The organism is Pallidibacillus thermolactis (assembly GCF_025660415.1).
In the GTDB taxonomy this organism is placed as follows: Bacteria; Bacillota; Bacilli; order Bacillales; family Caldibacillaceae; genus Pallidibacillus; species Pallidibacillus thermolactis.
This window is the reverse complement of record NZ_JAOUSE010000017.1, coordinates 24,522-49,776: the sequence shown is the minus strand read 5'-3', so window position 1 is coordinate 49,776 and position 25,255 is coordinate 24,522. Positions and strand designations below refer to the sequence as shown.

General features: G+C 36.3%; 21 protein-coding genes. 12 read left to right on the top strand and 9 right to left on the bottom strand.

From position 1 onward, the window contains the following. Positions 1-299: 299 nt before the first annotated feature. The 5 genes from nhaC (at position 300) to lipA (ending at position 5,888) form a co-directional block, all read left to right on the top strand. On the top strand, positions 300-1,718 hold the full coding sequence (gene nhaC / locus OEV82_RS07530; RefSeq protein ID WP_263061505.1) for a Na+/H+ antiporter NhaC: 1,419 nt from the start codon (positions 300-302) through the stop codon (positions 1,716-1,718). A 231-nt stretch (positions 1,719-1,949) separates the two neighbouring features. After that, positions 1,950-2,855 carry a DMT family transporter gene (locus OEV82_RS07525; RefSeq protein WP_263061504.1) on the top strand — a complete coding sequence of 302 codons (906 nt, stop codon included), beginning with the start codon at positions 1,950-1,952 and terminating at the stop codon, positions 2,853-2,855. A 302-nt stretch (positions 2,856-3,157) separates the two neighbouring features. After that, on the top strand, positions 3,158-3,937 hold the full coding sequence (locus tag OEV82_RS07520) for a 2-keto-4-pentenoate hydratase (RefSeq protein ID WP_173658617.1): 780 nt from the start codon (positions 3,158-3,160) through the stop codon (positions 3,935-3,937). Between the two features lie 183 nt (positions 3,938-4,120). Next, a complete protein-coding gene (locus OEV82_RS07515; protein ID WP_317634307.1) occupies positions 4,121-4,966 on the top strand; it encodes a lipoate--protein ligase family protein in 846 nt (281 codons plus the stop codon). Continuing rightward, on the top strand, positions 4,953-5,888 hold the full coding sequence (gene lipA, locus OEV82_RS07510) for a lipoyl synthase (protein ID WP_263061503.1): 936 nt from the start codon (positions 4,953-4,955) through the stop codon (positions 5,886-5,888). Before OEV82_RS07515 ends, lipA begins: the two co-directional genes overlap by 14 nt. Positions 5,889-5,962: 74 nt before the next feature. Here lipA and OEV82_RS16090 read toward each other — a convergent pair whose 3' ends face one another. The 3 genes from OEV82_RS16090 to OEV82_RS07495 form a co-directional block, all read right to left on the bottom strand. Further along, positions 5,963-7,138 carry a HEAT repeat domain-containing protein gene (locus OEV82_RS16090; protein ID WP_317634306.1) on the bottom strand — a complete coding sequence of 392 codons (1,176 nt, stop codon included), beginning with the start codon at positions 7,136-7,138 and terminating at the stop codon, positions 5,963-5,965. 373 nt (positions 7,139-7,511) lie between these two features. Continuing rightward, positions 7,512-8,042: a hypothetical protein gene (locus tag OEV82_RS07500; protein ID WP_263061502.1), complete on the bottom strand. Its 531-nt coding sequence runs from the start codon at positions 8,040-8,042 to the stop codon at positions 7,512-7,514. Next, the gene (locus OEV82_RS07495) at positions 8,039-8,167 is read right to left on the bottom strand and encodes a hypothetical protein (RefSeq protein WP_263061501.1); all 129 of its coding nucleotides are present in this window, start codon (positions 8,165-8,167) and stop codon (positions 8,039-8,041) included. The genes OEV82_RS07500 and OEV82_RS07495 overlap by 4 nt, the downstream gene beginning before the upstream one ends. A gap of 172 nt (positions 8,168-8,339) precedes the next feature. Here OEV82_RS07495 and helD point away from each other — a divergent pair, with 172 nt between their 5' ends. Then, complete coding sequence (helD, locus tag OEV82_RS07490) at positions 8,340-10,607, top strand: RNA polymerase recycling motor HelD (RefSeq protein ID WP_263061500.1); 2,268 nt, start codon at positions 8,340-8,342, stop codon at positions 10,605-10,607. Positions 10,608-12,026: 1,419 nt separating this feature from the next. Further along, entirely contained in the window at positions 12,027-13,250 is a 1,224-nt protein-coding gene (locus OEV82_RS07485; RefSeq protein ID WP_263061499.1) for an MFS transporter, read from the top strand. 210 nt (positions 13,251-13,460) lie between these two features. Here OEV82_RS07485 and OEV82_RS07480 read toward each other — a convergent pair whose 3' ends face one another. Continuing rightward, positions 13,461-13,676 carry a hypothetical protein gene (locus OEV82_RS07480; protein WP_263061498.1) on the bottom strand — a complete coding sequence of 72 codons (216 nt, stop codon included), beginning with the start codon at positions 13,674-13,676 and terminating at the stop codon, positions 13,461-13,463. Between the two features lie 652 nt (positions 13,677-14,328). Here OEV82_RS07480 and OEV82_RS07470 point away from each other — a divergent pair. The 3 genes from OEV82_RS07470 to OEV82_RS07460 all read left to right on the top strand — a co-directional run bounded on the left by OEV82_RS07470 (position 14,329) and on the right by OEV82_RS07460 (position 15,694). Then, the gene (locus OEV82_RS07470) at positions 14,329-14,679 is read left to right on the top strand and encodes a protoglobin domain-containing protein (protein ID WP_263061497.1); all 351 of its coding nucleotides are present in this window, start codon (positions 14,329-14,331) and stop codon (positions 14,677-14,679) included. Positions 14,680-14,751: 72 nt separating this feature from the next. Further along, a complete protein-coding gene (locus OEV82_RS07465; protein ID WP_173657945.1) occupies positions 14,752-15,207 on the top strand; it encodes a flavodoxin in 456 nt (151 codons plus the stop codon). A 172-nt stretch (positions 15,208-15,379) separates the two neighbouring features. Beyond that, entirely contained in the window at positions 15,380-15,694 is a 315-nt protein-coding gene (locus OEV82_RS07460) for a phasin family protein (RefSeq protein WP_173657944.1), read from the top strand. An 81-nt stretch (positions 15,695-15,775) separates the two neighbouring features. Here the strand turns inward: OEV82_RS07460 and thrB are convergent, their stop codons facing one another. The 4 genes from thrB to OEV82_RS07440 all read right to left on the bottom strand — a co-directional run bounded on the left by thrB (position 15,776) and on the right by OEV82_RS07440 (position 21,329). Beyond that, positions 15,776-16,714, bottom strand: coding sequence for a homoserine kinase (thrB, locus tag OEV82_RS07455; protein WP_263061496.1), 939 nt, complete (start codon positions 16,712-16,714; stop codon positions 15,776-15,778). Between the two features lie 606 nt (positions 16,715-17,320). Continuing rightward, positions 17,321-18,358 carry a threonine synthase gene (gene thrC, locus OEV82_RS07450; RefSeq protein ID WP_263061495.1) on the bottom strand — a complete coding sequence of 346 codons (1,038 nt, stop codon included), beginning with the start codon at positions 18,356-18,358 and terminating at the stop codon, positions 17,321-17,323. A 1-nt stretch (position 18,359) separates the two neighbouring features. Next, a complete protein-coding gene (locus OEV82_RS07445) occupies positions 18,360-19,652 on the bottom strand; it encodes a homoserine dehydrogenase (protein ID WP_263061494.1) in 1,293 nt (430 codons plus the stop codon). A 201-nt stretch (positions 19,653-19,853) separates the two neighbouring features. Further along, positions 19,854-21,329 carry a zinc ribbon domain-containing protein gene (locus tag OEV82_RS07440; RefSeq protein WP_263061493.1) on the bottom strand — a complete coding sequence of 492 codons (1,476 nt, stop codon included), beginning with the start codon at positions 21,327-21,329 and terminating at the stop codon, positions 19,854-19,856. Positions 21,330-21,890: 561 nt separating this feature from the next. Between OEV82_RS07440 and OEV82_RS07435 the strand changes: the two genes are divergently transcribed. Then, positions 21,891-22,394 carry a sigma-70 family RNA polymerase sigma factor gene (locus OEV82_RS07435; RefSeq protein ID WP_173657816.1) on the top strand — a complete coding sequence of 168 codons (504 nt, stop codon included), beginning with the start codon at positions 21,891-21,893 and terminating at the stop codon, positions 22,392-22,394. A gap of 290 nt (positions 22,395-22,684) precedes the next feature. Here the strand turns inward: OEV82_RS07435 and OEV82_RS07430 are convergent, their stop codons facing one another. Next, positions 22,685-24,373 (bottom strand): zinc ribbon domain-containing protein, encoded by a 1,689-nt coding sequence (locus tag OEV82_RS07430; protein ID WP_263061492.1) that lies wholly within the window; start codon positions 24,371-24,373, stop codon positions 22,685-22,687. 251 nt (positions 24,374-24,624) lie between these two features. Between OEV82_RS07430 and OEV82_RS07425 the strand changes: the two genes are divergently transcribed. Beyond that, positions 24,625-25,203, top strand: a complete 579-nt coding sequence (locus OEV82_RS07425; protein ID WP_263061491.1) for a hypothetical protein — start codon at positions 24,625-24,627, stop codon at positions 25,201-25,203. Positions 25,204-25,255: the final 52 nt, after the last annotated feature.

Sequence of the window (25,255 nt, the reverse complement as noted above, 5' to 3'; positions counted from 1 at the left end):
AGGTATACTACTAGACATAGGTAGGGTCATCCTTTCTCAATTTGTTTGGTCGCAAATCTGAGAATACCCTACCTATTTTTATTTATCTAGAAATTTGCTTACACAAAATTTTATACATCATCACAGCATATATACAATAAATAAACATCTTTTTATATGTAAGTTACTATTCTAATATATTGATTTAATAATAAATATAATGTAAATAATTTGAAAATTTTTCCAATTTACACTAAAATCATGCACATAGAGCTATACTTTTTAGAGTTATAACAATTGTTTACTAAGGGGGGATTGGAATGGATGTAAAAAATAGAAATATTCCATTCTTTCTAGCATTAATTCCTGTGATTAGCATGATTATAATTATGGCAGTCACCATTATTGTTTTTGAAGGTGAGCCCCATGTTCCGTTAATTGTCGGATCTATCATTGCTGCCTTTATTGCGTGGCGACTTGGGTTTAAATGGAAAGAAATTGAAGAAGGGATATATAAAGGGATTCGACTTGCTTTACCAGCGGTTGTCATTATTATTACGGTCGGGATGATCATTAGTGCATGGATTGGTGGCGGAATTATTGCTTCCATGATTTACTACGGATTATTGTTGATTACACCTTCCTTATTTTTAGTGACCATTTGTATTTTGTGTGCAATTGTAGCATTATCAATTGGTAGCTCTTGGTCAACTATGGGCACAGTGGGTGTTGCTGGCATGGGAATTGGGATTAGTATGGGAATTCCTGCACCAATGGTGGCGGGTGCGATTATTTCAGGCGCCTATTTCGGTGATAAAATGTCACCGCTTTCAGACACAACTTTACTGGCATCTGGAATTACTGGTACTGATCTTTTTGATCATATCAAACATATGTTTTATACTACGGTACCCGGATTAGTCATCGCGTTAATTGTATATTTTTTGATCGGGCAACAATTTGCTTCCCTTAACATGAATAATGAAGATATTCAAGCGATTCTTACTGCTTTGCAACAAAACTTTGTCATATCACCATGGTTATTACTCGTTCCAGTTATTGTTATATTACTTGTTGTGAAAAAAACTCCCGCACTACCCGCTTTAATTGTTGGTCTTATTTTAGGATTTTTATGTCATATATTTGTACAAGGAGGCAGTGTAGCGGAAGCTGTTAATGTTTTACATAACGGTTATTCAATTGAAACTGGAAATGAGTTGGCTGACGAACTATTTAATCGTGGTGGTATCGAGTCAATGATGTACACTGTTTCTATGACGTTAGTGGCAATGGCCTTTGGCGGGGTTATGGAAGCAACAGGAATGTTGCGGTCCATTGTGCGACAAATTTTAAAAATTGCCAGCACCACACGCAGTTTAATTTCTAGTACCGTTCTTTCATCATTTTTCACAAACGTTGTTGCTTCTGAACAATATATATCAATATTGCTCCCTGGACGAATGTACTCAGAAGCATACAAAGAAAAACAGCTTCATTCGAAAAACCTATCCCGTGCCCTTGAAGACGGTGGAACACTTACCTCACCATTTGTTCCTTGGAATACTTGCGGGGTATTTATCGCTTCCACATTACTTGTCAGTCCTCTAGAATATGCACCGTACGCGATATTAAACTTTGCTGTACCGATTATCAGCATTTTATTTGCCATCACAGGTTTTAAAATTATTTATATGAAAGAAAGTGAATCTCAAGATAAGCTTATCACACCTAATATGTAATGAAAAGTGTAAGTATAAGTTGGCTTTTAGACAGAAAAGGAATAACGTTGTTGGAACCCATAAAAATGGGTCCTTTTTATAAAGCATGTACTTATTTAGGGTACATGCTTTTTTTACAATTCATAATATAAGAATTGAAAAATTGACACGCGGTTAATTTTTAAAAATTGACAATATTTCGCGTTCCTAATAATATGATTTTAATAGTTTCGAATATTAGGGGGGACAATGGTGAAAAGAGGTATTTTTTACTTAATAATGGCGATTGTCCTTTGGTCTGGTAATTACATATGTGGACGATTTTTAGCTGATGCACTTCCACCCCATTTACTCAACACCATCCGTTGGGTAATCTCAACCATAATACTTTTTGCTATACTCTTTTATAAAAAGAAAAGAATCCGATTAATTTTAAACTGGAAGGAATTTTTTATCTCAGGCTTTTTCGGCATTTTCATCTTTTCAACGTTATTATATTGGGGATTAAACTATCTTACCGCCTCCCAAGTCGGAATGATCACTGCCTTTACCCCCATATCAATCCTGCTTTTTGCCATTGTCTTACTAAGAGAGAATATTTCTCGGCAGGGCCTAATTGGCACTGTTATTTCGGTAATAGGTGTTTTTATTTTATTTTTAGGAAAGTCAAATGCAGAAGAAGCTGGATCTTGGTTCGGCGGAATATTAATTATTTTGGCTTCCCTCTCATGGGGCATCTATACGGCTCTCAGTAAAAAATACAGTAACAAATTTGATCCATTAACGTTTATAACAGGGGCATCTTTTTACGGTGCTATTTTAAGTGCAATAAGTTGTATTGGTACCGTTCGTGTGGAACATATACAGATGACACTTGAAACTTGGCTAGCCGTAGTTTATGTTAGCACCTTGGCATCAGTAGTTGCTTTTATCGCATGGCAGATCGGGGTTCAACAAGTTGGAGCTAGCTATTCTGCTCCATTTATGAATTTAATGCCGGTTTGTACTCTATTATTTGGTATCATTCTTTTAAATGAAACGGTAACCATTATCTCTTTAATCGGGGGCAGTATATCCATAGTAGGTGCTTTACTTGCCAGTTTTCCAAAACCAATAACAGAACGGTTTCTTACGCAAAAACGGAGTGAAAAATTGTAGGTGACAATAGGGCTTCACAGTTTTTGAAGCCCTACTATTTTTAATAGATAACAAAAACACCGCCACAATTTGAAACTTGAGTATATTCACATTGGCAAAATTGTTGCAGTTGTTTTTTTCATGTTGTCTGCCACAAAATAAATAACATATTGTTTGACTTTTCAAAAAATATTTTAGCTATTTTCTTATCTTATTCTTCCGTCCTTCCCTACAAAATAGAAAACATTAATTATTTGCACAATCTTCCAAATTTGTATATGATTCATGTAAAGTTTTACAAACAAAAGGAGGAGCCTGCCAAAGTGTCGAATGTTATTGAAGAAGTCGTAGAAAAAATATTGCATGCATATGATACAAAGGAGCCAATTCCCTTTATTCACGATCAATATGACATCGATGAAGATCTCGGGTACGCCATCCAAGATGCACTCATAAAAAAACAATGTAAACGTCAAAACATACAAGTTGCCGGTTATAAGATTAGTATGACAACTCCCGAAACCCAAGCAATTGCTGGAGTTAATGAACCTGCCTACGGAACCTTACTTACTACGAATCTCATAAAAAGCGGTGATACTCTTTCACTTTCTGACCTTTTCTCCCCGTTAATCGAAACGGAAATTATGTTTATTTTACAAGAGGACCTGTCACCTGATGCGGATGTGAATGAAGTTTTACAAAAAAGTAAACTTGCTGCAGGGATTGAAATTCCTGACGCCCGTTATATTAATTGGTTTCCAAACTTCAAATTAGCGGATCTATTAAGCGATAATACCGCTACTGGATTTGTCGTTATATCGGATGTGATCAAACCATTAACCTATGAACAACTCGCAAATGTCAAAATGGAACTCTTCCATAACGATGAAAAAATTGCAGAAGGTGTATCATCCGCTGTACTCGGGAACCCCGTTGATGCGGTTATTTGGCTTGCTCAAAAACTAGCAAAACATGATAAACAACTAAAAAAAGGGATGGTCATATCTTCCGGAACATTTATTTCACCTCCTGTTGTAAAAGAAGGAACTTATACCGTTACGTATACGAATATCGGGGAAGCGAAAATTACTTTTGTAAAATAGCAAAAAACCCGGTATATGCAAAATGTATCCCCTTTCATACGATTTTTTACTAAAAAACCAAGTTATAAATTATGTTGATAAAAAAAGTTTTAAAATAGTATCGTATGAATGAAATTTTCTAAAAAGTACTTCAAATCGAATTAAAAAGGAAAGTTTTATAGTTTACAAAAAGGTGGCGATTTTTTGGAAACGAACTGGGGATTACTCGACACTGGCTACCACAGTGCAGCAATCAATATGGCATTTGATGAATGTTTGCTAAATTGGCAAAGTGAGGGTAAAATTCCACCTACTTTACGGTTTTACGGTTGGAATAAACCTTCTTTATCCATCGGTTATTTCCAACGGGCCAAAACAATTAATTTTGAAGGAATCCGAAAACATGATTGTGAATTTGTACGCCGTTTAACCGGTGGTAGCGCTGTTTTACATGCAGATGAACTGACTTACAGTCTCGTTATTTCAGAAAATGATCCCGACATTCCGAAGTCTGTAACGAAAGCCTATTATGTTTTAACACAAGGAGTTTTAGAAGGATATAAAAATTTAGGCATAGATGCAGATTTTGCTATTCCTGAACGAGAACTCGACAATGATCGCTCAGCTATTTGCTTTGAAAAACCATCCTTTTATGAAATGCTAGTTGACGGCAAAAAGATTTGCGGGAATGCCCAAACAAGAAAAAAGGGTGTCCTCTTGCAACACGGATCACTACCAATCACGATGGATAATGATTTGCTTTTTGATCTATTTGCCTTCTCATCTGAAAAAATGCGCGAACGGAGAAAGGTCCGATTTACAGAAAAAGCAACAACAATTCAAGAAGTAACAGGTAAAACTTTTACCTATGAAGAAATGGTTGAAGCTTTTAAAAATGGATTTGCCAAAGGATTAAGCATTTCGTTAACACCGTATGAATTGACAGATGAACAATGGGCGGAAGTAAAGGAATTGGCTGAAACGAAATATGCCACAGATACTTGGAATTTGTACACTTCAAAGGAGCGTGAAACCATTGCCAAAGTATGAACACGTGAAAAAACCGGAATGGTTAAAAATTAAAATTAATACAACAGGAACATATAAAAATATTAAAAAACTAGTTAGTGACAATCGTCTACATACCGTTTGTGAAGAGGCAAAATGCCCGAATATTTATGAATGTTGGAGTGAACGTAGCACGGCTACATTTATGATCTTAGGTAGTGTCTGTACACGGGCTTGCCGGTTTTGTGCGGTGGCAACGGGGCGCCCAACGGAACTGGATTGGGCAGAACCTGAGAGGGTTGCTGATTCCGTTTCTGTTATGGGCTTAAAACACGTAGTGGTGACTGCTGTAGCTCGTGACGACTTAAAAGACGGTGGAGCTGCTGTGTTTGCTGAAACCATCCGTGCAATTCGGAGAAAAAATCCAGCTACAACCGTTGAAGTGTTACCATCTGACATGAAAGGGGATAATGAGAGTTTACATACATTAATGGATGCACAACCAGATATATTCAACCATAATGTTGAAACGGTTCGTCGACTAACGCCAAGGGTTCGTGCAATTGCAAAATACGACCGTTCCCTACAATTATTGAAACGGGTAAAAGAAATTTCACCAGAAACACCAACGAAATCAAGCATAATGGTAGGACTTGGAGAAACAAAAGAAGAGTTACTCGAAACGATGGATGACTTATTAGCCCATGATGTAGATATTCTTACAATAGGTCAATATATGCAACCAACGAAAAAACATTTAAATGTAGTTCGCTACTATCATCCAGACGAATTTGAAGAACTCAAACAAATTGCATTAGAAAAAGGATTCACCCATTGTGAAGCAGGACCATTCGTCCGTTCTTCTTACCATGCAGATGAACAAGTCCGCAACCGACCACAACAAAAAATCGAATATATGAAAGCTGTAGAAAAACAAACTGGTAAACAAGTCCAATACGTATAAAGACAGAGGGCCATGCCACCGTTTAATGAGGACACGGAGAAAGCATGGCCCAACATGTTCTTTTGAGTGAATCCTTATTTACCACAACATTTTTTATACTTTTTGCCACTTCCACACGGACAAGGATCATTTCTTCCCACTTTGACCTTCTTTTCAACATTTTTCTTAAAAAGCAATTCTTCATTTTTTGATCTTTGTAAATACTCCTCTTCTCTTGTTACTGTTATTTCTTTCCACTTTGGTAGTAACGGATGACTTTGATTCATTAATGTATAAAAAAAGTAAAATAACTCTTCTGCATTTAGCACACTAGTTTGATAGCCGTTTTTTACAAAATCCTCAATTAACGGAAAAGCTTTCGAAGATAAATGGCCAACTAACCCTTCAATACACATAATTTTGCCATCAGCTTTAGCATCATCATAACATTGAATAAGCGCTTTTTCAGCTGCTTCATTTTTCATTTGCTTCAATACACCTAAGGCAAAAATATAATGTTTATGATTCTTCGCATAAGGTACCACCGCACATACCGCTTCTTCACTTTGAAAATGTGGTAATGCTTCTAAGACCGTCTCTAATACAAGATAATCATCAGAAGCTAATAGTTTTGCTAGGTGTGGAATCATCGATTCATCTTGAAGGAATCCTGCCGCAAAAATGGCCATGATCCCTTCAAAAGAAAACCAATCTTTTTCTAAATTCTTTTCAATGTGATCTTTTACTTTTTGTGGTTCATATACCCCTTTTTCAACCATGATCGAAACCAATTGTTTGGTTAATTGAAAAAGAAAGGGATCAAACTGTTTTGCATGATCTAACTGATTTAAAAATGAACGATATTGTTTCCAAAGATTTTCTTCTTCCCCTTCTAATAAAAAGCGACAATAATCAATATATTCCCTCGTAATTAACTGCTTTTGAACAAGAGTCTCTCCATATTTTACAATGGATTCTGGCTTTAATCTGTTTACTAAACGTACAAGTAAAAATTTTCTCGGTTCATCAACTATGTCTGTTAACTTGAGTAAAGGTTTTACGGATTCTTCATTAAAGGGCAGGGAACCAACGGTTGTAATAATTTTAATACGATTATCTTCAGATTCAATCGCATGTTGTAATAACCGATTGGTCCATTCGACAGGCGCATAAGGAAACTCCCTCATGATATGTAGAACATTTTCCTGCATAATTGGATCATTTTGAATTAAGATCGGATCTATTTTACGAATAAAATCTGCTACGACCAATGGAATCGCTCCTTAGTACACATATGTGAATATTGACTACTTAATGAAGCTTAATACAATCAAACTTATTTTAAAAGAAAAACGTATCGCTTTTATCTAAAAAAGAAGGGCAGACAAGAATTTACCAATTGTTGAGAAAGCCCTTACCGTCCACAGTTTGAACAAAATGTTTCAATCCCAAAAAAGTCACTAATATACTTCAAACTTGCTTGAGCTTACCTCAACTTGCAAAAAGACCCCCTTCTACTTCAGCAGCCTTCTTCCCCTAAAAGTTTATTTAACCCAGAAACGGTAAAGAGTAAAATGTGAAAAATTCTTGTTCCTTATAAAAAACAATGAATTAAAGGCTAAACTTAGTTAAGTTATATCTGAATCAATTTTCACCGTTCGCTTTAGGAGGATTAGAAGGTGCCGGTGGCGCTGCATTCGGTTCAGTCTCTGGTTCCGGTGGCGCTGGATCCAGTTCCGGATTTGGGACAGGATCTGCTGGTGTTGGATCTGGCTCTAAATTTAGGTCATCCTTTGGTTCCAATGGTGTTGAATCCTCTTGTTTCGGTTCTTCAGGTTCTTCCTCTACTGCCGGTGGATTTGGTTCTTTTGATTTCGTTGGTTTTTTATGATCACGCTTACTTGTTTCCGAACCCTTATCTACCTTTCTAGAACGATGACTCAAGTTATTTGATGTTGAAGGTGTTGAGAAACGTTTACTAGTATTAGCCGTATGATGATTCTCCTTATTTATCACAACCGAATCGACTTCTTCTACTTCTCCCTCTTTCATCGATTCAAGTTCTTCCCCATTTAAATTCCCTTCGAGATATGCACTTAGTTTTTCTTCATCTAATTCATATAACTTACTTAGAATTCTCGTTTGAGCTTTTTTACTATGAAGACTCACTTTCATTTTGTCATCGTTGCTTTTTGTTCCGGCAAATTCATGAATACTAATACAACAATAATGATAACCGATAGTATACCTGCTCCAAGCAATGGTCCAACTTTTCGTTTTCTACGTCTCGATCTAAGCATCTCATTCCTCCAAAATTACTTTTCCATATTTTAACATAGCCAGCCGATTATTGTCCTAGTCATTCAATAATTTATGGTAAAGACCCGAATTCCAAATAGGAATAGACATTTAAATTTGTTTATGCTATCTTAAAAATTCAGACAAATTCGCAAAGACAGGGGGGAATGTGAGATGTCCGCCTTTCAAGAAGAAGAACAACATTTGATTTATACAAGAAAATATATGGAACTCATTATAAAAGAAGCAAAGGAAAAATTGGGTGAAGTCAAAGGCAACGTCCAAGAAGCCCTTTCCCAACTAAATGACAAAGACAGTAGTTTAGGCTATACAAGCGCTCTATCTAATGTACGTTTTTTAGAAATGGCTATAAAAGAAGTGGATACGCTGAACAAAATTATGGGCAAGCCTTACTTTGCGAGAATTGACTTCCAAAGGAAAGGTCAAAACTATACAGATACTTACTATCTTGGGAAAACTTCCCTGTATGAGCGGGAAACACAAGAACCGATAATCGTAGACTGGCGCTCCCCCATTGCCAATGTTTACTACGACGGCCGCCTCGGTGAACTTTCCTATGAAAGTAATGAAGGTGAAATCGAAGGATATCTTTCTCTTAAACGACAATTTCGTATTGAAGACGGAAAGCTCATTGATTTTGTTGATGTCGATATGATGGCCGCCGATGAACTCCTTTTAGAAGCTTTGTCCGGCAAAGCTGATACCCGTTTAACCGAAATTATCACCACAATACAAGCAGAACAAAACCGTGTAATTCGAGCTGATTTGAATAAACCGATCATCGTTCAAGGAGCCGCTGGAAGCGGGAAAACAACAATTGCACTCCATCGCTTATCCTATTTTATTTATCGATACCGCGACCGTTTCGAACCCGAACAACTCATGATCATTGCCCCCAACCATATGTTTATCGGCTATATTGCTGATGTTTTACCAGAATTAGGCGTTGATAAAATTCGGCAGACAACATATGTAGATTTTGTTTGCAAATGCATCGGGAAAAAAGTGAAAGTGACGAAACCAGAAAAGAAACTAATAGGATTGATTAACCATGAAATTGAAGATGAACAAATGGTGAAATGGCTATCTTATTTTAAAGGTTCACTAAAATATACAAAACTGATCGACCGTTATTTAAAAGATCTTCGTAGTGAACTTTGTCCACGGGACGATTTTTATTTAGATAAATATCGATTAATTACTGGAAAACGATTACAATATCTATTTTTAAAAGACTACAATTATCTTCCATATTATAAACGGCTCGAAAAAATTAAAAACGTGTTACAAACCGATGTCCGTCAAAAGAAAAAAGTAATTTTTGACAAGTTGGCCAAAAAATACGATGAACAACTCGACCGTGCACTCAACATTCGGAATGCAGAAAAGCGGAAAACAAAAGTTGTTCAATTGATGGATACGAAGGATGAACGATTGAAACAAATTGAAAATAGCATTAAAACAGCGGTTAAAAGTTATATGGGGAAAATTAAACGAAATACGCTTATCGGCTATTACAAGGAACTATTTGCCGATTTTAAACGTTTTGCGGAATATGGCGAAGGATTGCTCACAAACGAACAAGCAAAGTTCATGTTTCAATATAATGCAAACTTGCTTGCTCATAACCAAGTTGAATGGGAGGACTTAGCTGCACTCTTTTATATGCAACATAAATTGTTTGGGATTGATAAACAATTTAAAGCAAAAAATGTTGTCATCGACGAAGCCCAAGATTACAGTTATTTTCAATTGTACGCTTTGAAAAAAGGACTCGAAACGGAGATGTTTACGATCGTTGGTGACTTGGCACAAGGTATTCATTCGTACCGGGGATTGAAGTCTTGGGAATATTTACGGAAAGCGATTTTTCCTGAAGCCAATTACGTGACCTTACAAAAAAGTTATCGGACGACGATAGAGATTATGAATGTGGCTAACGAAATTTTAAGTTTAATGAAAGAAGACTTGCCGAGAGTTGAACCCGTTGTGCGCCATGGCAAGAAGCCAACATATATTGAATACAATTCCACTCTTGACTTAGTGGAGATCATGAATGATGCTATTGGGAAAGCTAAAGCAGCCGGTTACAGATCCATCGCAATTATTGGAAAAACAGACCATGAATGCAAGAAGATAAGAAAATTATTGACAGATAAGTCGAAACCACCAATTCAATTATTAAAAGAAAATGAAGAAATTAAAAGCGATCATATCGTGATTGTCCCATCTTATTTAGCAAAAGGTTTAGAGTTTGACGCTGTTTTGATTGTTGTAATGGATGAAACCTATACTCGTGATGAACTTGATTTAAAATTATTGTATATCGCCATGACAAGACCAATGCACCAGCTCTACTTAATTGGTCAAAATAAACAGGATATGTTGTTAGAGGGCATTCGAGGGATTGAAATTGAATAGATCTGTAGAATATATATTTGAAATGGGAGTTCATCAACCGTTTGAACGCACTTTGATATTGAGACGAACTGAGATTCTGCGTTCATATAGGAGATGAACTCATTTTTTTGCTTGAAACGAGGGTAGTCTTTGTTTATAAAGTCGATGAACACACTTTTTGTATGAAACTACCATTGTTTTTGGTTTCGTGTGGTCGATGAATGCACTTTTTACTCGGAATCGGTTTAGTTTCTGTTTTCATAATGTCTCTGAAAACACTTTTTCCACTAGATCGATCGAATTTCTGTTTTCATAACGCCAATGAAGACACTTTTTCCACATGATTGATCGAATTTCTGTTTTCATAACGCCAATGAACACACTTTTTCCACATGGTCAGCTGAATTTCTGTTTTCATAACCTCATTGAAAACACTTTTTTCACAAGATCGACTGAATTTCTGCTTTCATAACTCCAATGAACACACTTTTTTCATAAGATCGACTGAGTTTCTGTTTTCGTAACCTCTCTGAAAACACTTTTTCCACAAGTTCAACTGAGTTTCTGTTTTCATAACCTCTCTGAAAACACTTTTTCCACTGGATCAACTGAATTTCTGCTTTCATAACGCCCATGAAGACACTTTTTTCATAAGATCAACTGAGTTTCTGTTTTCATAACAACTATGAACACACTTTTTCCACAAGATCAATCGAATTTCTGTTTTCATAACCTCTCTGAAAACACTTTTTCCACATGATTAACTGAATTTCTGTTTTCATAACCTCTCTGAAGACACTTTTTCCACAAGATTGACCGGATTTCTGTTTTCATAACCTCATTAAAAACACTTTTTCCACAAGATCAATCGAATTTCTGTTTTCATAACGCCCATGAACACACTTTTTTCACAAGATCAATCGAATTTCTGTTTTCATAACAACGATGAACACACTTTTTCCACTGGATCAACTGAATTTCTGTTTTCATAACGCTCATGAACACACTTTTTTCACAAGATCAACTGAGTTTCTGTTTTCATAACAACGATGAACACACTTTTTTCACTAGATTGACCGGATTTCTGTTTTTATAACAACGATGAACACACTTTTTCCACTAGATTGACCGGATTTCTGTTTTCATAACCTCATTGAAGACACTTTTTCCACAAGATTAACTGAATTTCTGCTTTCAGTCCGTTTGAGGAACACACTTGTTAGACACGGATTCTACTAAGTTTCTGACTCCACTTCACTCCCCAAACTTACTGAACTTTATTGTTACAAAAACTTCAAGATTGAATCCCCTTTCATTATTACAAAGTTGTGAACGGAGTTGAATGCCAATGATCAACCTGTTATTTTGAATATAGAAAATGTGAAAAGTATCACAAAATTTCTCGAAAGCTTTCTTAAGCCGAAACTATGAGGTGAAAATATGAACACTAAAGGACAAAATAAACGGGGTTACTTAATGCTTGCGGTTTTATGGCTTGCTTACGTTACCTTTGTCATGAACTGGGTAGCAGGTTCATCCTTAACACCGCAAATCACGAATACATTTTTCGGCGGTCCTGTGGATCCACTTATATCTGAAGTCGTCAACTATTCCATTACGACCGCACGGGTTTTTGCTAATATTTTAGCAGCAGTCGTGATTATGCGACTTGGACCGAAAAAAGCAGCAGGATTGTCAATCGGTCTACTCATGATGGGACTTGTTGCTATTTATATTCCAAATTATTGGGGATATATTTTTGCACGGATGATTATGGCGATGGGTGGATCAATGATTATTGTTTATATGAACCCATTTGTATCAAACTACATTGCTAATCAAAAAGTAAAATTGGGGATCAATGCCGCAAATACAGCAACTTACAATATCGGAACCTTTATCGTTGCCGTGTTATTCACTTTATTTGCTGAGCAACTCGTTTCGGATTGGAAATTAACCATGACCTTTTTTGCATCCATTACGGTTATTTTATTTATTATATGGCTGTTGGGAGCTGAGGACTTTAAAGTAGAACAACCAACAGGCAATACTGAAGCGTACGGGTATAAACAAGCTTTTAAAGACGGTTTCATTTGGCGCTTTGGCCTAGCATTTGCGTCATTCTTAACTTTATATGTATTATCGTTAGTCAGTTTTAAAAACATTTTCGACCAATATACATTATTAAACGGTTCTGTTACAAACTTATTTATTTCTAGCGGTGCCATTGTCGGGACGTTAGCAGGGATTGCCATTGGAAATAAAGGTGGCCCACGGAAACCAACTTTATTGATCGTAGGAATTTGCATGGTTTCAAGTTTTGCTCTTGCATTAGCCTTTGCTAACGCAATTCCAGTCGTTTCATACATCTTATTAACGATTTCTGGATTTTTCATGTTCGTACAATATCCAATTTTTTTGAACTTACCACATGAATTAAAAAATATGACGCCACAAAAGTTAACCATTATGTTTGGTCTTTTTTGGGCCATCGCATATGCGGGACAAACAATTGCTAACATTATTTGGAGCTTCATACTTGGTAATTTTGGTTATGTACCATCACTCTTTTTCTTTATTGCAGTGGCAAGTGTTTATTGCTTCTTAATTCCGACATTACCAGAAACAAGGCCGAAAGAGATTAGATTAAAAAAAGTGGCTTAAATTTTTCACGGACTTCTTAATTGAAGTCCGTTTTTTTAATGAGCAGCGACAACCCTCAGACACATTCTCAAAACATGTATCAAGCTGACTGGCAGTTTCAAAATCAACTTCTTTCTATTGAGGGTGTTCAGAAGAATTTTCTGTTTTTTAAAAGTTCTATTCATAATAACGGCTTCTTCAACTAATGCACCCGTTCCTTGAAGAGTATCTTTATGAATTCGTAGTGAATTTGAAATGTTTATCACCCAAAATTGTAATGTTTATATTCCATCTTGGATGCATCACTAAATTATTGTTTTCATCAAATTCTAAAGCTATATGAACTTCATCATCTTCAGTTGTAAGAATAGCCATTCTTTTATTTTCAATATCTATATAAGGTTTTAAACTGTCTTCCATTTCTATTTTCCAATCAAAAAAATTCATCATTTTCCCTCCAATTTGATCACTGTATCAAATAAAAGTTTTTTAGCTATTTCTTCTTTCACTAACCAGCCCCTTTCACATTAGTTAATTAAGCTGCAGCAGTTATACAGCACATTTAGTTAACTTGATTATATCAAAAATTTCTTTTTACTAATCATTGATTCATTGTTACTTCAACACTTTGGTGATGGATACTTCTAACCTGAAACCAAGTAAAATAAATCGTTGTATTGTCTTCTATGATAATTTGGGACACGCATCCTACTCTCGGATTTGAATTGTTTCAGAAGCATATGTTGCACTCTAAGAATCCGTGTATCGGTCATTTGCCTATACTCAATGGTGTCTAATTGATCTTTCCTAAATCTCGGAAAAGGTAGTTTTACCATCGTCCATGGCAACCAACACACAAACTTGTACATTGCTTATGTCACGTTTCTTCCAAGAATCATCATGTTTACGTAGTTTCTACCTTTAATTTTTTTTTCCTTTTTCTGAGTACAGAAAATAGATCTCGTTCGTACATCTCTACGATTCCTTCAAAATTAGGGTGTTCAATTTGCTTTAACTCGACACTGTGAGCTAAATCACTTAATAGTGCAAAACTTTCCATTATACTTATCATAGAATCTATTATTAGGGGTGAATGATCATGACTGAAATGATTGCGCAAGAGTCAATCAATGAACTGGTTGACCGATTCTATGACAAGTTAACAAAAGAACAATATTTTATTGAACTTTTCTCAAAACGTGAAGTGAATGTTGAAAATTTAAAGAATAGACAGCGAGAATTTTTATATAAACTTGCCAACACGGAAGCTGCAAATGAACATACAAATCGTGTTAATCGCAGTCATGCTTTTCAAATGAGTCGTGAAGGTGCCGAACTTTGGATGAATACGGTGGTGGAAACAATTCGTGAACTTGAGATCGAAGAAGAAGCTAAGACGATGCTCATTGAAAAAATCCAATATCTTTTAAAAAATCTTCTTCATAAATAGGGGCAAACTTCCAAACAAATGATTACCTTTTTCCCTAAAAAAAGGTGATAATAGATGTAGGAGGTTTGAATGATGGCAAATTTCATTATGGTATATACAAGCATGACTGGCAATACAAAAGCTATGGCAGACGGACTTGCAGAAGGAATCCGCAAAGCTGGCTATGACGTGCGAATGGAAGAGTCTGATGATTTTGATGCGAAAGAGCTCGAAAACTATGACGGTATTCTCGTTGGCACCTATACTTGGGGCGGCGGCGAATTGCCAGATGAAATGTTAGACTTCTACGAAGACTTAGAGAATGTGAATTTATCGGGTAAAAAAGCAATCGTATTCGGTTCTTTTGACTCCATATATGGCGATAATGGAATTGCAGTTGACATCATGATGGAACAATTGAAAAAACAAGGAGCCGAATTGATCTATGAAGGATTTAAAATCGAACTCGATCCTGACCCAGATGAACTGGAAAATTGTCGCATTTTAGGTAAATGGTTTGCTGAAACTGTAGACACACTCGTGAAATAAAGCCGAAGGTAACCTGCTTGAAGGTTGCCTTTTTTATATATTCAAATATATTAAGTTCAAATCGTATTGCATATCGTATAAGGCAGAATATAACTGTACCTTTATTGTCATGAATAACATGTTGAAATGGTTGTATAATGAAAGAAAGGAAGTTTCCAAAGGGAGGATTTCAATGGATATCAAAGACTTTTTAGATCGCATGTTTACCCTTGGGATTGGAGCAGCAATCGCAAGTAAAGAACAAATTGAAAAATTAGTCGACGAACTTGTTGAAAAAGGCAATGTCGCAAAGGAAGAGTCTGCCGATATCGTTGACGAACTAATGAAAAAAGGGAAAGAATATCAAAGTAAATTTGAAGCCTCGATTAAAGAAAAAGTAAAACAAACATTAAAAGATCATGATTTCGTGACAAAAGAAGAATTTGACAAACTAAAAAAACAGGTTGAAGAGTTGGAAGCACAACTGAAAACGAAAACAGATGATTAATTTTAGCACAATGTTTTTAGGAAATTTTTAAAAGGAAAGCTACCTTACTGCTTTCCTTTTTACTTGGAAAATAAACGTCACCTAGTTTTCTAATTTTTCAAAAGTCCGTTCATTTATCTTACAAACCACACCATTATAATCGATTGGTATTTCTATTGTTTGGGCATTTACGTTGTATTTCTCCATGACTTGCTTGATATACAGGATCAGACGCTCGCTACTTTGAGAGGTAAAAGCAATAATTGTTGGTCCTGCTCCACTAATGGCTGCACCAATTGCTCCATAATTTTTTCCGTTCTCTAAAATCTCCTCGAAACCTGGTATAAGATGTTTCCGATATGGTTGATGGATTTGATCATTTAAAGCTTCTCCCATTGCTTTGAAGTCACCCCTCATTAGTGCTGCCGAAAGAAGAGCTGCATGGCTCAAGGCATAAACTGCATCTTCACGGGAATATTGTTCAGGTAAGACACCTCTTGCTTCCTTCGTTTGTAATTCATAATCTGGAATAGAAACAACAACTTTTAATTGTTCTGGAGGTGAGAAGTTCACATAAGTAAACTTGTTTTCTTTATTTTTAGCAGCTACAAGGACACCACCAAAAAGGGATGCTCCTACATTATCAGGGTGCCCTTCCAATTCACTAGCCAATTGAAAAATCTCATCTTTTGTAAAAGGGGTACCAACAAGTGTATTTACGGCCACCATTCCACCAATGATCGCTGCTCCACTACTGCCCAATCCTCTAGATAATGGAATCTCACTTTCTACTTCGATTTCTAATTGTGGAGTTTCGATTTCTGCCTGTCTGCAAAGATAGTCTGCAGCTTGATAAATTAGATTCTGTTTGTTCATCGGCAATCCTTGTTGATGTTGACCGATAAGATTAACTTTCGTTTGATTTGCTAGTTTCATTTTTACAGTTGTATAACGTTGCAAGGCCATACCTATCGAATCAAATCCAGATCCTAGATTTGCTGTGCTGGCAGGCACTTTTACCACGACTTCATAATCATTCATATTTAACGACTCCTGATTATTATTTTAAAATAGTTGGAGGTATTGTTTCCATATAAGGAAGACCCGCGACATTTGCTGAGAGACTCCTTATAGGCATGTCTATTAGCATTGATTAGAAGACGCTCACTTGGACATTTTTCCTTACTTTTTACCGTGTTTCGGCCTCGAGACCCTTTCTCGCGAACATTTCTACTTATTTTTCAACGCATTTTGGCCTCGAGACCCTTTCTCGCGGACATTTCTCTCTATTTTCCTCCATGTTTCGGCCTCGACAACCCTTCTCATGGATAGTTCACGCTATTTTCCAACACGTTTTGTCTCAGAGATCCTTTCTCACGGACAGTTCACCCTATTTTCCTCCATGTTTTGGACTCGACAACCCTTCCCAGTTCGATCTATTATTCTCAGCGCTTTGTCTTCGAGACGCCTTCCCATGGACCGTTCTACCTACTTCCACTAAGTTTTGTCCACGAGATCCCCTCTTTTGTCTCTTGGATAACTTTCACCGAATCTTGTCCTTGAATGCGTCTCTATTATTTCCTACCTTCTCCTTGAACGTCTCTCTTCTTTTCTTCTCTTAGATTGCTCTTCTATTCTTTTTTCCTACTACAAAACCTTCAAAACTTCGTCATAACTACTTTCTACAGTAATTAAGTCAACGCTTTGATTTAGCACCGCGTCTGGATCTTTCAAGCCGTTTCCGGTTAATATACAAACAACACGTTGACCTTCACGAATAACACCTGCTTCACGAGCTTTAATCACTCCTGCCAAGGATGCTGCTGAAGCTGGTTCTGCAAACACCCCTTCCGATTTTGCTAACAAACTTTGTGCTTGTAAAATTTCATCATCGCTTACCGCATCCACTCGACCGTCCGATTCTTTCAACGCATTTGCAGCCTTCTCCCAGCTTGCTGGATTACCAATGCGAATGGCAGTTGCTACCGTTTCTGGATTCTTAACAACTTCACCTTTCACTAATGGTGCTGCACCGGCTGCCTGAAAACCAAACATCCGTGGTAATCGGGCAGATTTACCATCTTTATAATATTCCTTAAATCCTTTCCAGTATGCAGAAATATTGCCGGCATTCCCTACTGGAATAGCCAAAATATCCGGTGCATCTCCTAGCTCGTCTACGATCTCAAAAGCTCCCGTTTTTTGTCCTTCCAAGCGAAACGGATTAATTGAGTTTACAAGCGTAATTGGTTTTGTGCCTGTAATCTCGCGAACGATCGATAACGCTTCATCAAAATTTCCATTAATTGAAATCACTTTCGCTCCATACATAATAGCCTGGGCAAGCTTGCCCATTGCAATTTTCCCTTCAGGAATTAAAACAAAACAATCTAAATTAGCCCGCGCAGCATAGGCGGCAGCTGCTGCAGATGTATTCCCAGTGGAAGCACACATAATGGCTTGGCTCCCCTCTTCAACAGCTTTTGCAACAGCCATCACCATTCCGCGGTCTTTAAAGGATCCCGTCGGATTTAATCCCTCATATTTAAAATAAAGGTCCAAACCTAACTCATCTGATAATTGATTCGCCCGAATCAACGGCGTATTTCCTTCATGTAAACTAATCATCGGGGTTTTATCTGTTACCGGTAAATATTCTCGATATTTCTCTAAAATTCCTGTCATCTTATTCGCCGCCTTCCACACGATAACAACTCTTCAATTCTTTTACAATATGAAACTCTTGAACTTCTTCTAAAAATCGCTCAATACTAGCTTTCGAAGCTGAATGCGTCACTATAATTAACTCTGCATCTTCTTTTCCATACGGTTCTTGTAAAACTTTTTCCAAACTAATTTCGTTTTCTGCCATCAATTTAGCAATTCTTGCTAATACGCCACTTTCATCTTGTACGATGAGCCGGACAAAATATTTCGCAAATATTTGTTCTGGAGACTTCAGTCGTTTTTCATGATATGGAAACGCCATTTCCCGACCATTAATGCCTAGTTTGCTATTTTTCACAACCGTCACAAGGTCCGATAAAACCGCTGTCGCTGTCGGTAACTCCCCAGCTCCTGGACCATAAAACATAGTCTCTCCAACCGCTTCGCCATAAACATAAACCGCATTAAATACATCGTTAACATTCGCAATCGGATGGGAATTAGCTACAAAAGTTGGTTCTACACTCACTTCGACACAATCATCATCCCGTTTGGCAATACCAATTAACTTCATCGTATATCCAAGCTGTTTACCATATCGAATATCTTCTTGTGTCACTTCAGATATCCCTTTACAAGCTACATCGTCCCACTTCATACCAACATGAAAGCCTAAAGTAGCAAGAATCGCCATTTTTCGTGCTGCATCTAGCCCTTCCACATCAGAGGTTGGGTCCGGTTCTGCATAGCCTAACTCTTGTGCTTCTCGTAAAACTTGTTCAAAAGGAAGTCCTTCTTGTGTCATTTTCGTTAAAATATAATTTGTCGTTCCATTTACAATCCCCATAATTTGTGTAATGCGATCCGAAGAAAAACCTTCAACAACCGTTTTTAAAATAGGGATTCCTCCAGCAACACTAGCTTCGTAAAACAAGTCACAGCCCTTTTCCGCTGCTTTTCTTAACAATTCATCACCGTGGGCAGCGAGTAAATCCTTATTTGCAGTTACTACATGTTTCCCATTCTCAAAAGCTTCTAAAATATAAGTTCTGGCTGGTTCAATTCCACCCATTACTTCAATAACAACTTCAATTTCATCATCATAAATGAGATCGTCTGGATTGGTTGTTAATTTATCTGGATGTACATAGATCGATCTTTTTTTATCTGGATTTTTAATTAAAATACGACTAATCTCAAGCGATGAACCTGTTTGCTTAAATAAATCTTCTTGAAAAGATTCGACAAGTCGGACGACACCAGTTCCAACTGTTCCTAACCCCATTAGACCGATTTTCACTTTGCCATTCATATCTTTGTAGCTCCTCCCTTTTTCCAAAACAATCTCTATGTCTTTCTTGTATGTACATTTGTTTATTTATAGTGAACATTTTAAAACAATTTCTAAAAAAATACAATTGTTTTTTTACAAAATATTTGAAAATCAAAGTGAATCCGTTAATATGTATCATTTGAAATAAAAAAAGACCTCCCTTTCATCAGGAGGTCATAATTACTTCGCCCATCCAGAAATATATTGGACAGGTTCTTCAACCGTTAGCTCTTTCGTATTTTCATTATTAAAAGACTCCGAATAACTTTCGGTATCGATTAACCATTTTCCTCGAACTGCATGATAAATTAAGGCATAATGATATACTTCCGCATTTTCTTTTAACCCAACAGAACCATAATTTTTCTTATAATATTCACTTTCCCAAATTGGTTTTGCAGTCACATAAGCATACCAGCTGTCTTCCGATGGTACATACTCAAGGTCAAAAGAATCTAGGTCAAAGGTCGTGGATACATGTTTCACTCTTAATACATAGTTTCGTTCTTGGTCATATTCAGCTAGGGCAAGTAACTCGTTTTTCACTTCCTCCGTCGCTGTTGTTAATTTACTGCCGTCCGCACTTGTTCTAACTAGAAAACGTTCACTGTTAAATGTATGAATAGTCTCCATTAATTTTTTCCTTAGACTTTCATTTATAAAATTTACTTTTATATATTCACTATCAATTGGTAATTCATCGGTTTTAACCGTACCCCAAGGTAATTCCGCTTCAACAGAAAAAGACATGGAGCCATCGATTAATATGGGACCAAAGGTTGAATCCTCCACTAAATCTTGGCCAATATCAGTTCCGTTAATAAACAACTTAGCATGACCGTCATAGTCACCTAAATCAAACGTTACCGAATCGCCATCTAAATAAAGATGAACAGGAACATTTTTTGAATCACCATCTAATAAAATTTCCTTCTCTGTTGATAAATCAACATAATCCGTTTTTAAACTAGCCTTAACGGTATGGATACCAGGGACAAATGGCCCGTACTTTTTAGAAAACTTGTCAGAATCCGCTTTACCAACTTCCTTGTCATCAACAGTCAAAATCGTATCTTGATAATTTGTACTCATTTCGATATATACACTATTTACGACCAATTTATATCGTTCATAAAGCAAAAACTTGCCATCCTTATCTAAATAAACCATCCCTGTATGAGTTGTATCCTTTTCTTGTTTGGGATTTTGATGTTCTAATATTTTCAGCTGTTCTTCTAAACTCGACACAGTTGATCGAATATTATCTGGATTTTCTTTAAAATATTTTACAAAACCGCGCACTGCTTCCTCATTTATTTTTAATTTGTCATTATCAGGCGTAAGAAGATTAGCAACAAATTTCACATCACCATCAATCAAAGCTTGCTCAAAATTTTTGATCATTACATTTGGTGAATACAAATTTTGCAAAAATAAATGTAATCCAATTAATAGAATAATAGTAAATAAACATGAGAATAATAGAATTTTCGTTTTTTTAGTCATTAAGTGATTTCGTGGTGCCACAGGTACAGAATTGTGAACTCCGTTATTTGATTGTTTGGCAGATGTCGCCTCGTTAAGAGGAGTTCCACATTCACTACAAATAACCGTACCCTCTTGAATTTGCCTGCCACATTTCTGACAATGTTTCATGGTTGTCCTCCTAAACTATTGAAAGCCTGAAAAAAGGAAGGAAGTAGAGAATTCCTCTAATCTACTTCCTAAATTTTGACATTTCATTTATATAAACACATTTCAATTATTCTTCGACGTGATAGAAAAATTTTTCCATTAGTACCTATATAGTTTATACAATACTAGTTACTTATATATTTCAAATTCATAACATTTTCATTTCCAATATAACAAACTAGAATATCTTTGTAAAATGGGGATTTTTTCCTTATTTTTCAATGTTCATTTTATCACAAATTAAGATAGTATAGCCCCTCAGTTTTTGAAACAAATTTAATAAAAATTTATAAAAACAGGATAAAATTCATTTTTTGTCTATTGTAAAACTTTTTAGAAAATTCCATTATATCGTTAATTTTTTATGTGTAGTTCTTCACTTTTATACCACATCCTTCCCCATTTCCACATTAAACCATTAGGATTCGGCTGAAAACGAAATTCGACTAAAATGGCGACAATGCTTATGTTGTAAGTACCCGGGAATAATTGGAAAGGCGCGTCTTTCAGAAAGGGTAGTATATGAAAGACGAAACAAAGGATTTTGAAAAACATGTGACTGACATGAAGCCGATCATTTATTCCATTATTCGTAAGCTCAACATTTATAAAAACTTTGAAGAATATTATCAAGCCGGACTCATCGGATTATGGGATGCCTATCGGGCATACGATCCTGAGAAAGGGAATTTTGGAACATTTGCATATCATTATATTCGCGGTGCTATTTTAAAAGAATTAAATAAAAATCGAATAAAGGAAGAAGGAGAACAGTTTGTCGATGACTATCAATGGCAGGTGATTGCCAACTCCGTTGTGGAAAACAAAGACAATATTAAAATGGTAGAGCTTTTAGAACTGTTAAAATCACTTCCTAAAAAACAACAGCAAATCATTGATTTATATTATTTTAAAGGCATAAAGTTAATAGAAATTGCCGAGTTCTTTGGTGTTAGTTATCAAACAGTGAAATTATGGCATCGAAACGTGATACGTGAACTTCGCAAAAAAGTGAGTCAAAGTTAAACAAGACCAAGTTCGTGTCATGTCATGCATCGATCGATCGCTTAAACCGGGCAAACGATTTCGCCCGGTTCAATAGTTGTGGGTATTAGAGGTTCTATAGATACATATTTTTGTTTACTGGCGGTATATTTTGTTTCATTAATGATGTTTTTCTTACACTAACGATAAAACCATTTTCACTGGCAATATTTTAAAAAAATAACCTGGTATGAAACCAGGTTCAGCTCAAATTCAAGATAACATCTTCGGCTATATCATTGCTGCTTCAGATCCCCCTTATTCTCAACATTTTAGTTTGCCCATTTCGCTGTGAATGTTTCTGGGGAGTCCACTTTCATTTCTTCTGTATTTTCATCATTAAACAACCATGTATCGAAATAATACTCGACCAACCATTTTTCCTGTTCCTCATCATAAATGAGAATATAAGTAAGATCTTGTTCCATTTCTTCTAATTCCGGTGGTTCTTGACCAACTGGAAACTCATTATACAGATAGGTACTTCTTGCATTTAGTTCAACAACCCAAACTTCATCAATTTTATCATAATAAAGGTTAAAGGAATTTAAATCAAAGATTGTCGATAAATATTGGAAACTTACAGCCAGATTTTCACTCTTTAATATATCAATCGTAACTTGCACACTGTCTTTTATGGCTTCAACTCCCAGCGTAATTGCATCTAAATTTTCACTCGTCACCGCTTCAATCCATTCCATTTGATAGTTATGGGCCACATCCATGAGATTTGACTTTAATGTTTCATCCATAAGCACAACATCGATAAAATTTTCTTTTAACGGTTGTTCTTCAGTACGAACCGTTCCCCAAGGTAGTTCAGCCTCAAAGGCATATGTCATAGAACCATCCGTCAGAACAGGACCAAACTCATCCTCTTCTGTTAGATCAACACCGACATCTTTACCGTTAATCAACAACTTAATATCCACATCCGGATCGACAGTTGGAACATAAAAGGCTACCTCCTCAGCTTCAATATAAAGGTCGGCAAAATATTTGTCATCATCGTAAATGACGACTTCTTCATTTGCGCTTAATTCTAAGAAATCCGTTTGTAAAACGGCCTCCACTTTATGTTTTCCGGTAATAAAAGGACCAAAAGTTCCTTCATAATAATCTTCATCAGACACTCCAACTTCTTCACCGTTTACAAAAATTTTTGCACCCTCCACGTTTGTCATGACCTTGATATACCCGGTTGGCACTACGATTTTGTATTTATCAAAGTATAAAAACTTCCCGTCATTTTCAAGTTTTGCCATATGAACGGAACTTTTTCGTCCTTCTGCTTGTTTTTTTAATGATCGAATGACATCTTCCACTTCATCCGAGTGGTCTTCAAAATACCCGAGATAGGCTTCAACGGCATTTTCATCAATTTTTACATCTTTATGATCAGCTGACAACATGTCAACTAATGTGTCTACATCTTTTTCCTTTAATGCATCTTCAAAATTAACGATTAAACGTTCGACTGAAAAAATATAATTTAGTACAAAATGCGTCACAATGAACAAAACAATGAGTGCAGCACCTGATATAATTGAAATAATGGCACCTTTTGAAAGTGGTTTTCTTGGCTTTTTCGGTGGTACAGGTCCGGATGGTATTCCTTGAAATGGACTTTGAACTGGGGGTTCTCCTCCTGATGGTACGTTTTGATGATTTGTTCCGTGAAAAGAAGATTGGCCTGGCGGTTCATCACTCTGTGATAAATATTGCTGTTTATTAAATGGCTCGTTCACGTTGTTATTTTGCTCTGAATCAAAAGGTCTATTGTCGTGGTCCTCTTGGGACGGTGTCCCATCTTGATCGTTTTGTATCGGTTTACTTTGCTGATTTTCTTCATCTGAGGAAAAAGATTGGCTCTCATGCTGCTTATTAATTCGGGTACCACAATCACTACAAAATAATGCCCCTTCCACCAACAGATTCCCACATTCACTACAAAACCTCATATATCCTCCTCCTGATGTTCAAAAAATTACGCCTACTGACATATGCATATTTGCGCTACCGTTTCTTTATTACTTTTTTATATAAAAGATGAATTAGGCTTGAAAGACGAGGTTTGAACAAGAGGCCAGATAATTTTTAACAAAAAGGCTCGGATAAACATTTTCTTGAAAAAGAGCTTAAAAAAAAGAATTGTTACATAAACTTACAATAGGACGAAAAACGATAGTCTTTCGGTATTGGATGTGAAAAAATGAAAAGAAAAGCGATCATTGGCATCAGTTTATTTTACTCAATAATTTGTCTCATCCTAGCTATAGTGCTCTTTATAAATGGTACGCACAACTTTGGTTTAGTTGCGTTAAGCGGCATTGCTTTAGGACTGTTCCCAATCGGAATTATGATATTCACAAAGTTCGAACTTGGATTACCATTGATTTGCTTTTATATTTTGTTTTTATTTGGTAGTCAAATCCTTGGATCGATTGCCAATTTTTATCAGCATTTCGTATGGTGGGATTTATTGTTACACTTTATTAGCGGTATATTGTTAGCCTGTTTAGCGATTGATCTGTATAAAAAATTGTTGCCCAGGGACACGGTGTATGAACTTTCCACCTGGTTTATATTTATCTTTATTTTTTCCTTCTCTATCATGGGCGGTGTGTTGTGGGAAATCTATGAATACTTAGCGGATGTTTTATTTGACATGAATTTACAACATGGAAATGCTGATACAATGTCCGATTTAATTACGGACGGTGCGGGAGGACTCGTTGTAGCTATTTGGGTGTTATTCCGGTCTCGAAAAAACAGAGTAGCAGACGTTTAAGCAAATTGGGATGATCGATTTTTCCAATGGGGACTCTTTTCCTGCGGACGAT

What these genes read in the sequence shown, in the direction of transcription:
- nhaC (WP_263061505.1), top strand. Translation starts at nt 300, where the DNA reads ATGGATGTAAAAAATAGAAATATTCCATTCTTTCTAGCATTAATTCCT.
- OEV82_RS07500 (WP_263061502.1), bottom strand. Translation starts at nt 8,042, where the DNA reads ATGAAAGTGAGTCTTCATAGTAAAAAAGCTCAAACGAGAATTCTAAGT.
- OEV82_RS07495 (WP_263061501.1), bottom strand. Translation starts at nt 8,167, where the DNA reads ATGCTTAGATCGAGACGTAGAAAACGAAAAGTTGGACCATTGCTTGGA.
- helD (WP_263061500.1), top strand. Translation starts at nt 8,340, where the DNA reads ATGTCCGCCTTTCAAGAAGAAGAACAACATTTGATTTATACAAGAAAA.
- OEV82_RS07485 (WP_263061499.1), top strand. Translation starts at nt 12,027, where the DNA reads ATGAACACTAAAGGACAAAATAAACGGGGTTACTTAATGCTTGCGGTT.
- OEV82_RS07480 (WP_263061498.1), bottom strand. Translation starts at nt 13,676, where the DNA reads ATGAATTTTTTTGATTGGAAAATAGAAATGGAAGACAGTTTAAAACCT.
- OEV82_RS07470 (WP_263061497.1), top strand. Translation starts at nt 14,329, where the DNA reads ATGACTGAAATGATTGCGCAAGAGTCAATCAATGAACTGGTTGACCGA.
- OEV82_RS07465 (WP_173657945.1), top strand. Translation starts at nt 14,752, where the DNA reads ATGGCAAATTTCATTATGGTATATACAAGCATGACTGGCAATACAAAA.
- OEV82_RS07460 (WP_173657944.1), top strand. Translation starts at nt 15,380, where the DNA reads ATGGATATCAAAGACTTTTTAGATCGCATGTTTACCCTTGGGATTGGA.
- thrB (WP_263061496.1), bottom strand. Translation starts at nt 16,714, where the DNA reads ATGAATGATTATGAAGTCGTGGTAAAAGTGCCTGCCAGCACAGCAAAT.
- thrC (WP_263061495.1), bottom strand. Translation starts at nt 18,358, where the DNA reads ATGACAGGAATTTTAGAGAAATATCGAGAATATTTACCGGTAACAGAT.
- OEV82_RS07445 (WP_263061494.1), bottom strand. Translation starts at nt 19,652, where the DNA reads ATGAATGGCAAAGTGAAAATCGGTCTAATGGGGTTAGGAACAGTTGGA.
- OEV82_RS07440 (WP_263061493.1), bottom strand. Translation starts at nt 21,329, where the DNA reads ATGAAACATTGTCAGAAATGTGGCAGGCAAATTCAAGAGGGTACGGTT.
- OEV82_RS07435 (WP_173657816.1), top strand. Translation starts at nt 21,891, where the DNA reads ATGAAAGACGAAACAAAGGATTTTGAAAAACATGTGACTGACATGAAG.
- OEV82_RS07430 (WP_263061492.1), bottom strand. Translation starts at nt 24,373, where the DNA reads ATGAGGTTTTGTAGTGAATGTGGGAATCTGTTGGTGGAAGGGGCATTA.
- OEV82_RS07425 (WP_263061491.1), top strand. Translation starts at nt 24,625, where the DNA reads ATGAAAAGAAAAGCGATCATTGGCATCAGTTTATTTTACTCAATAATT.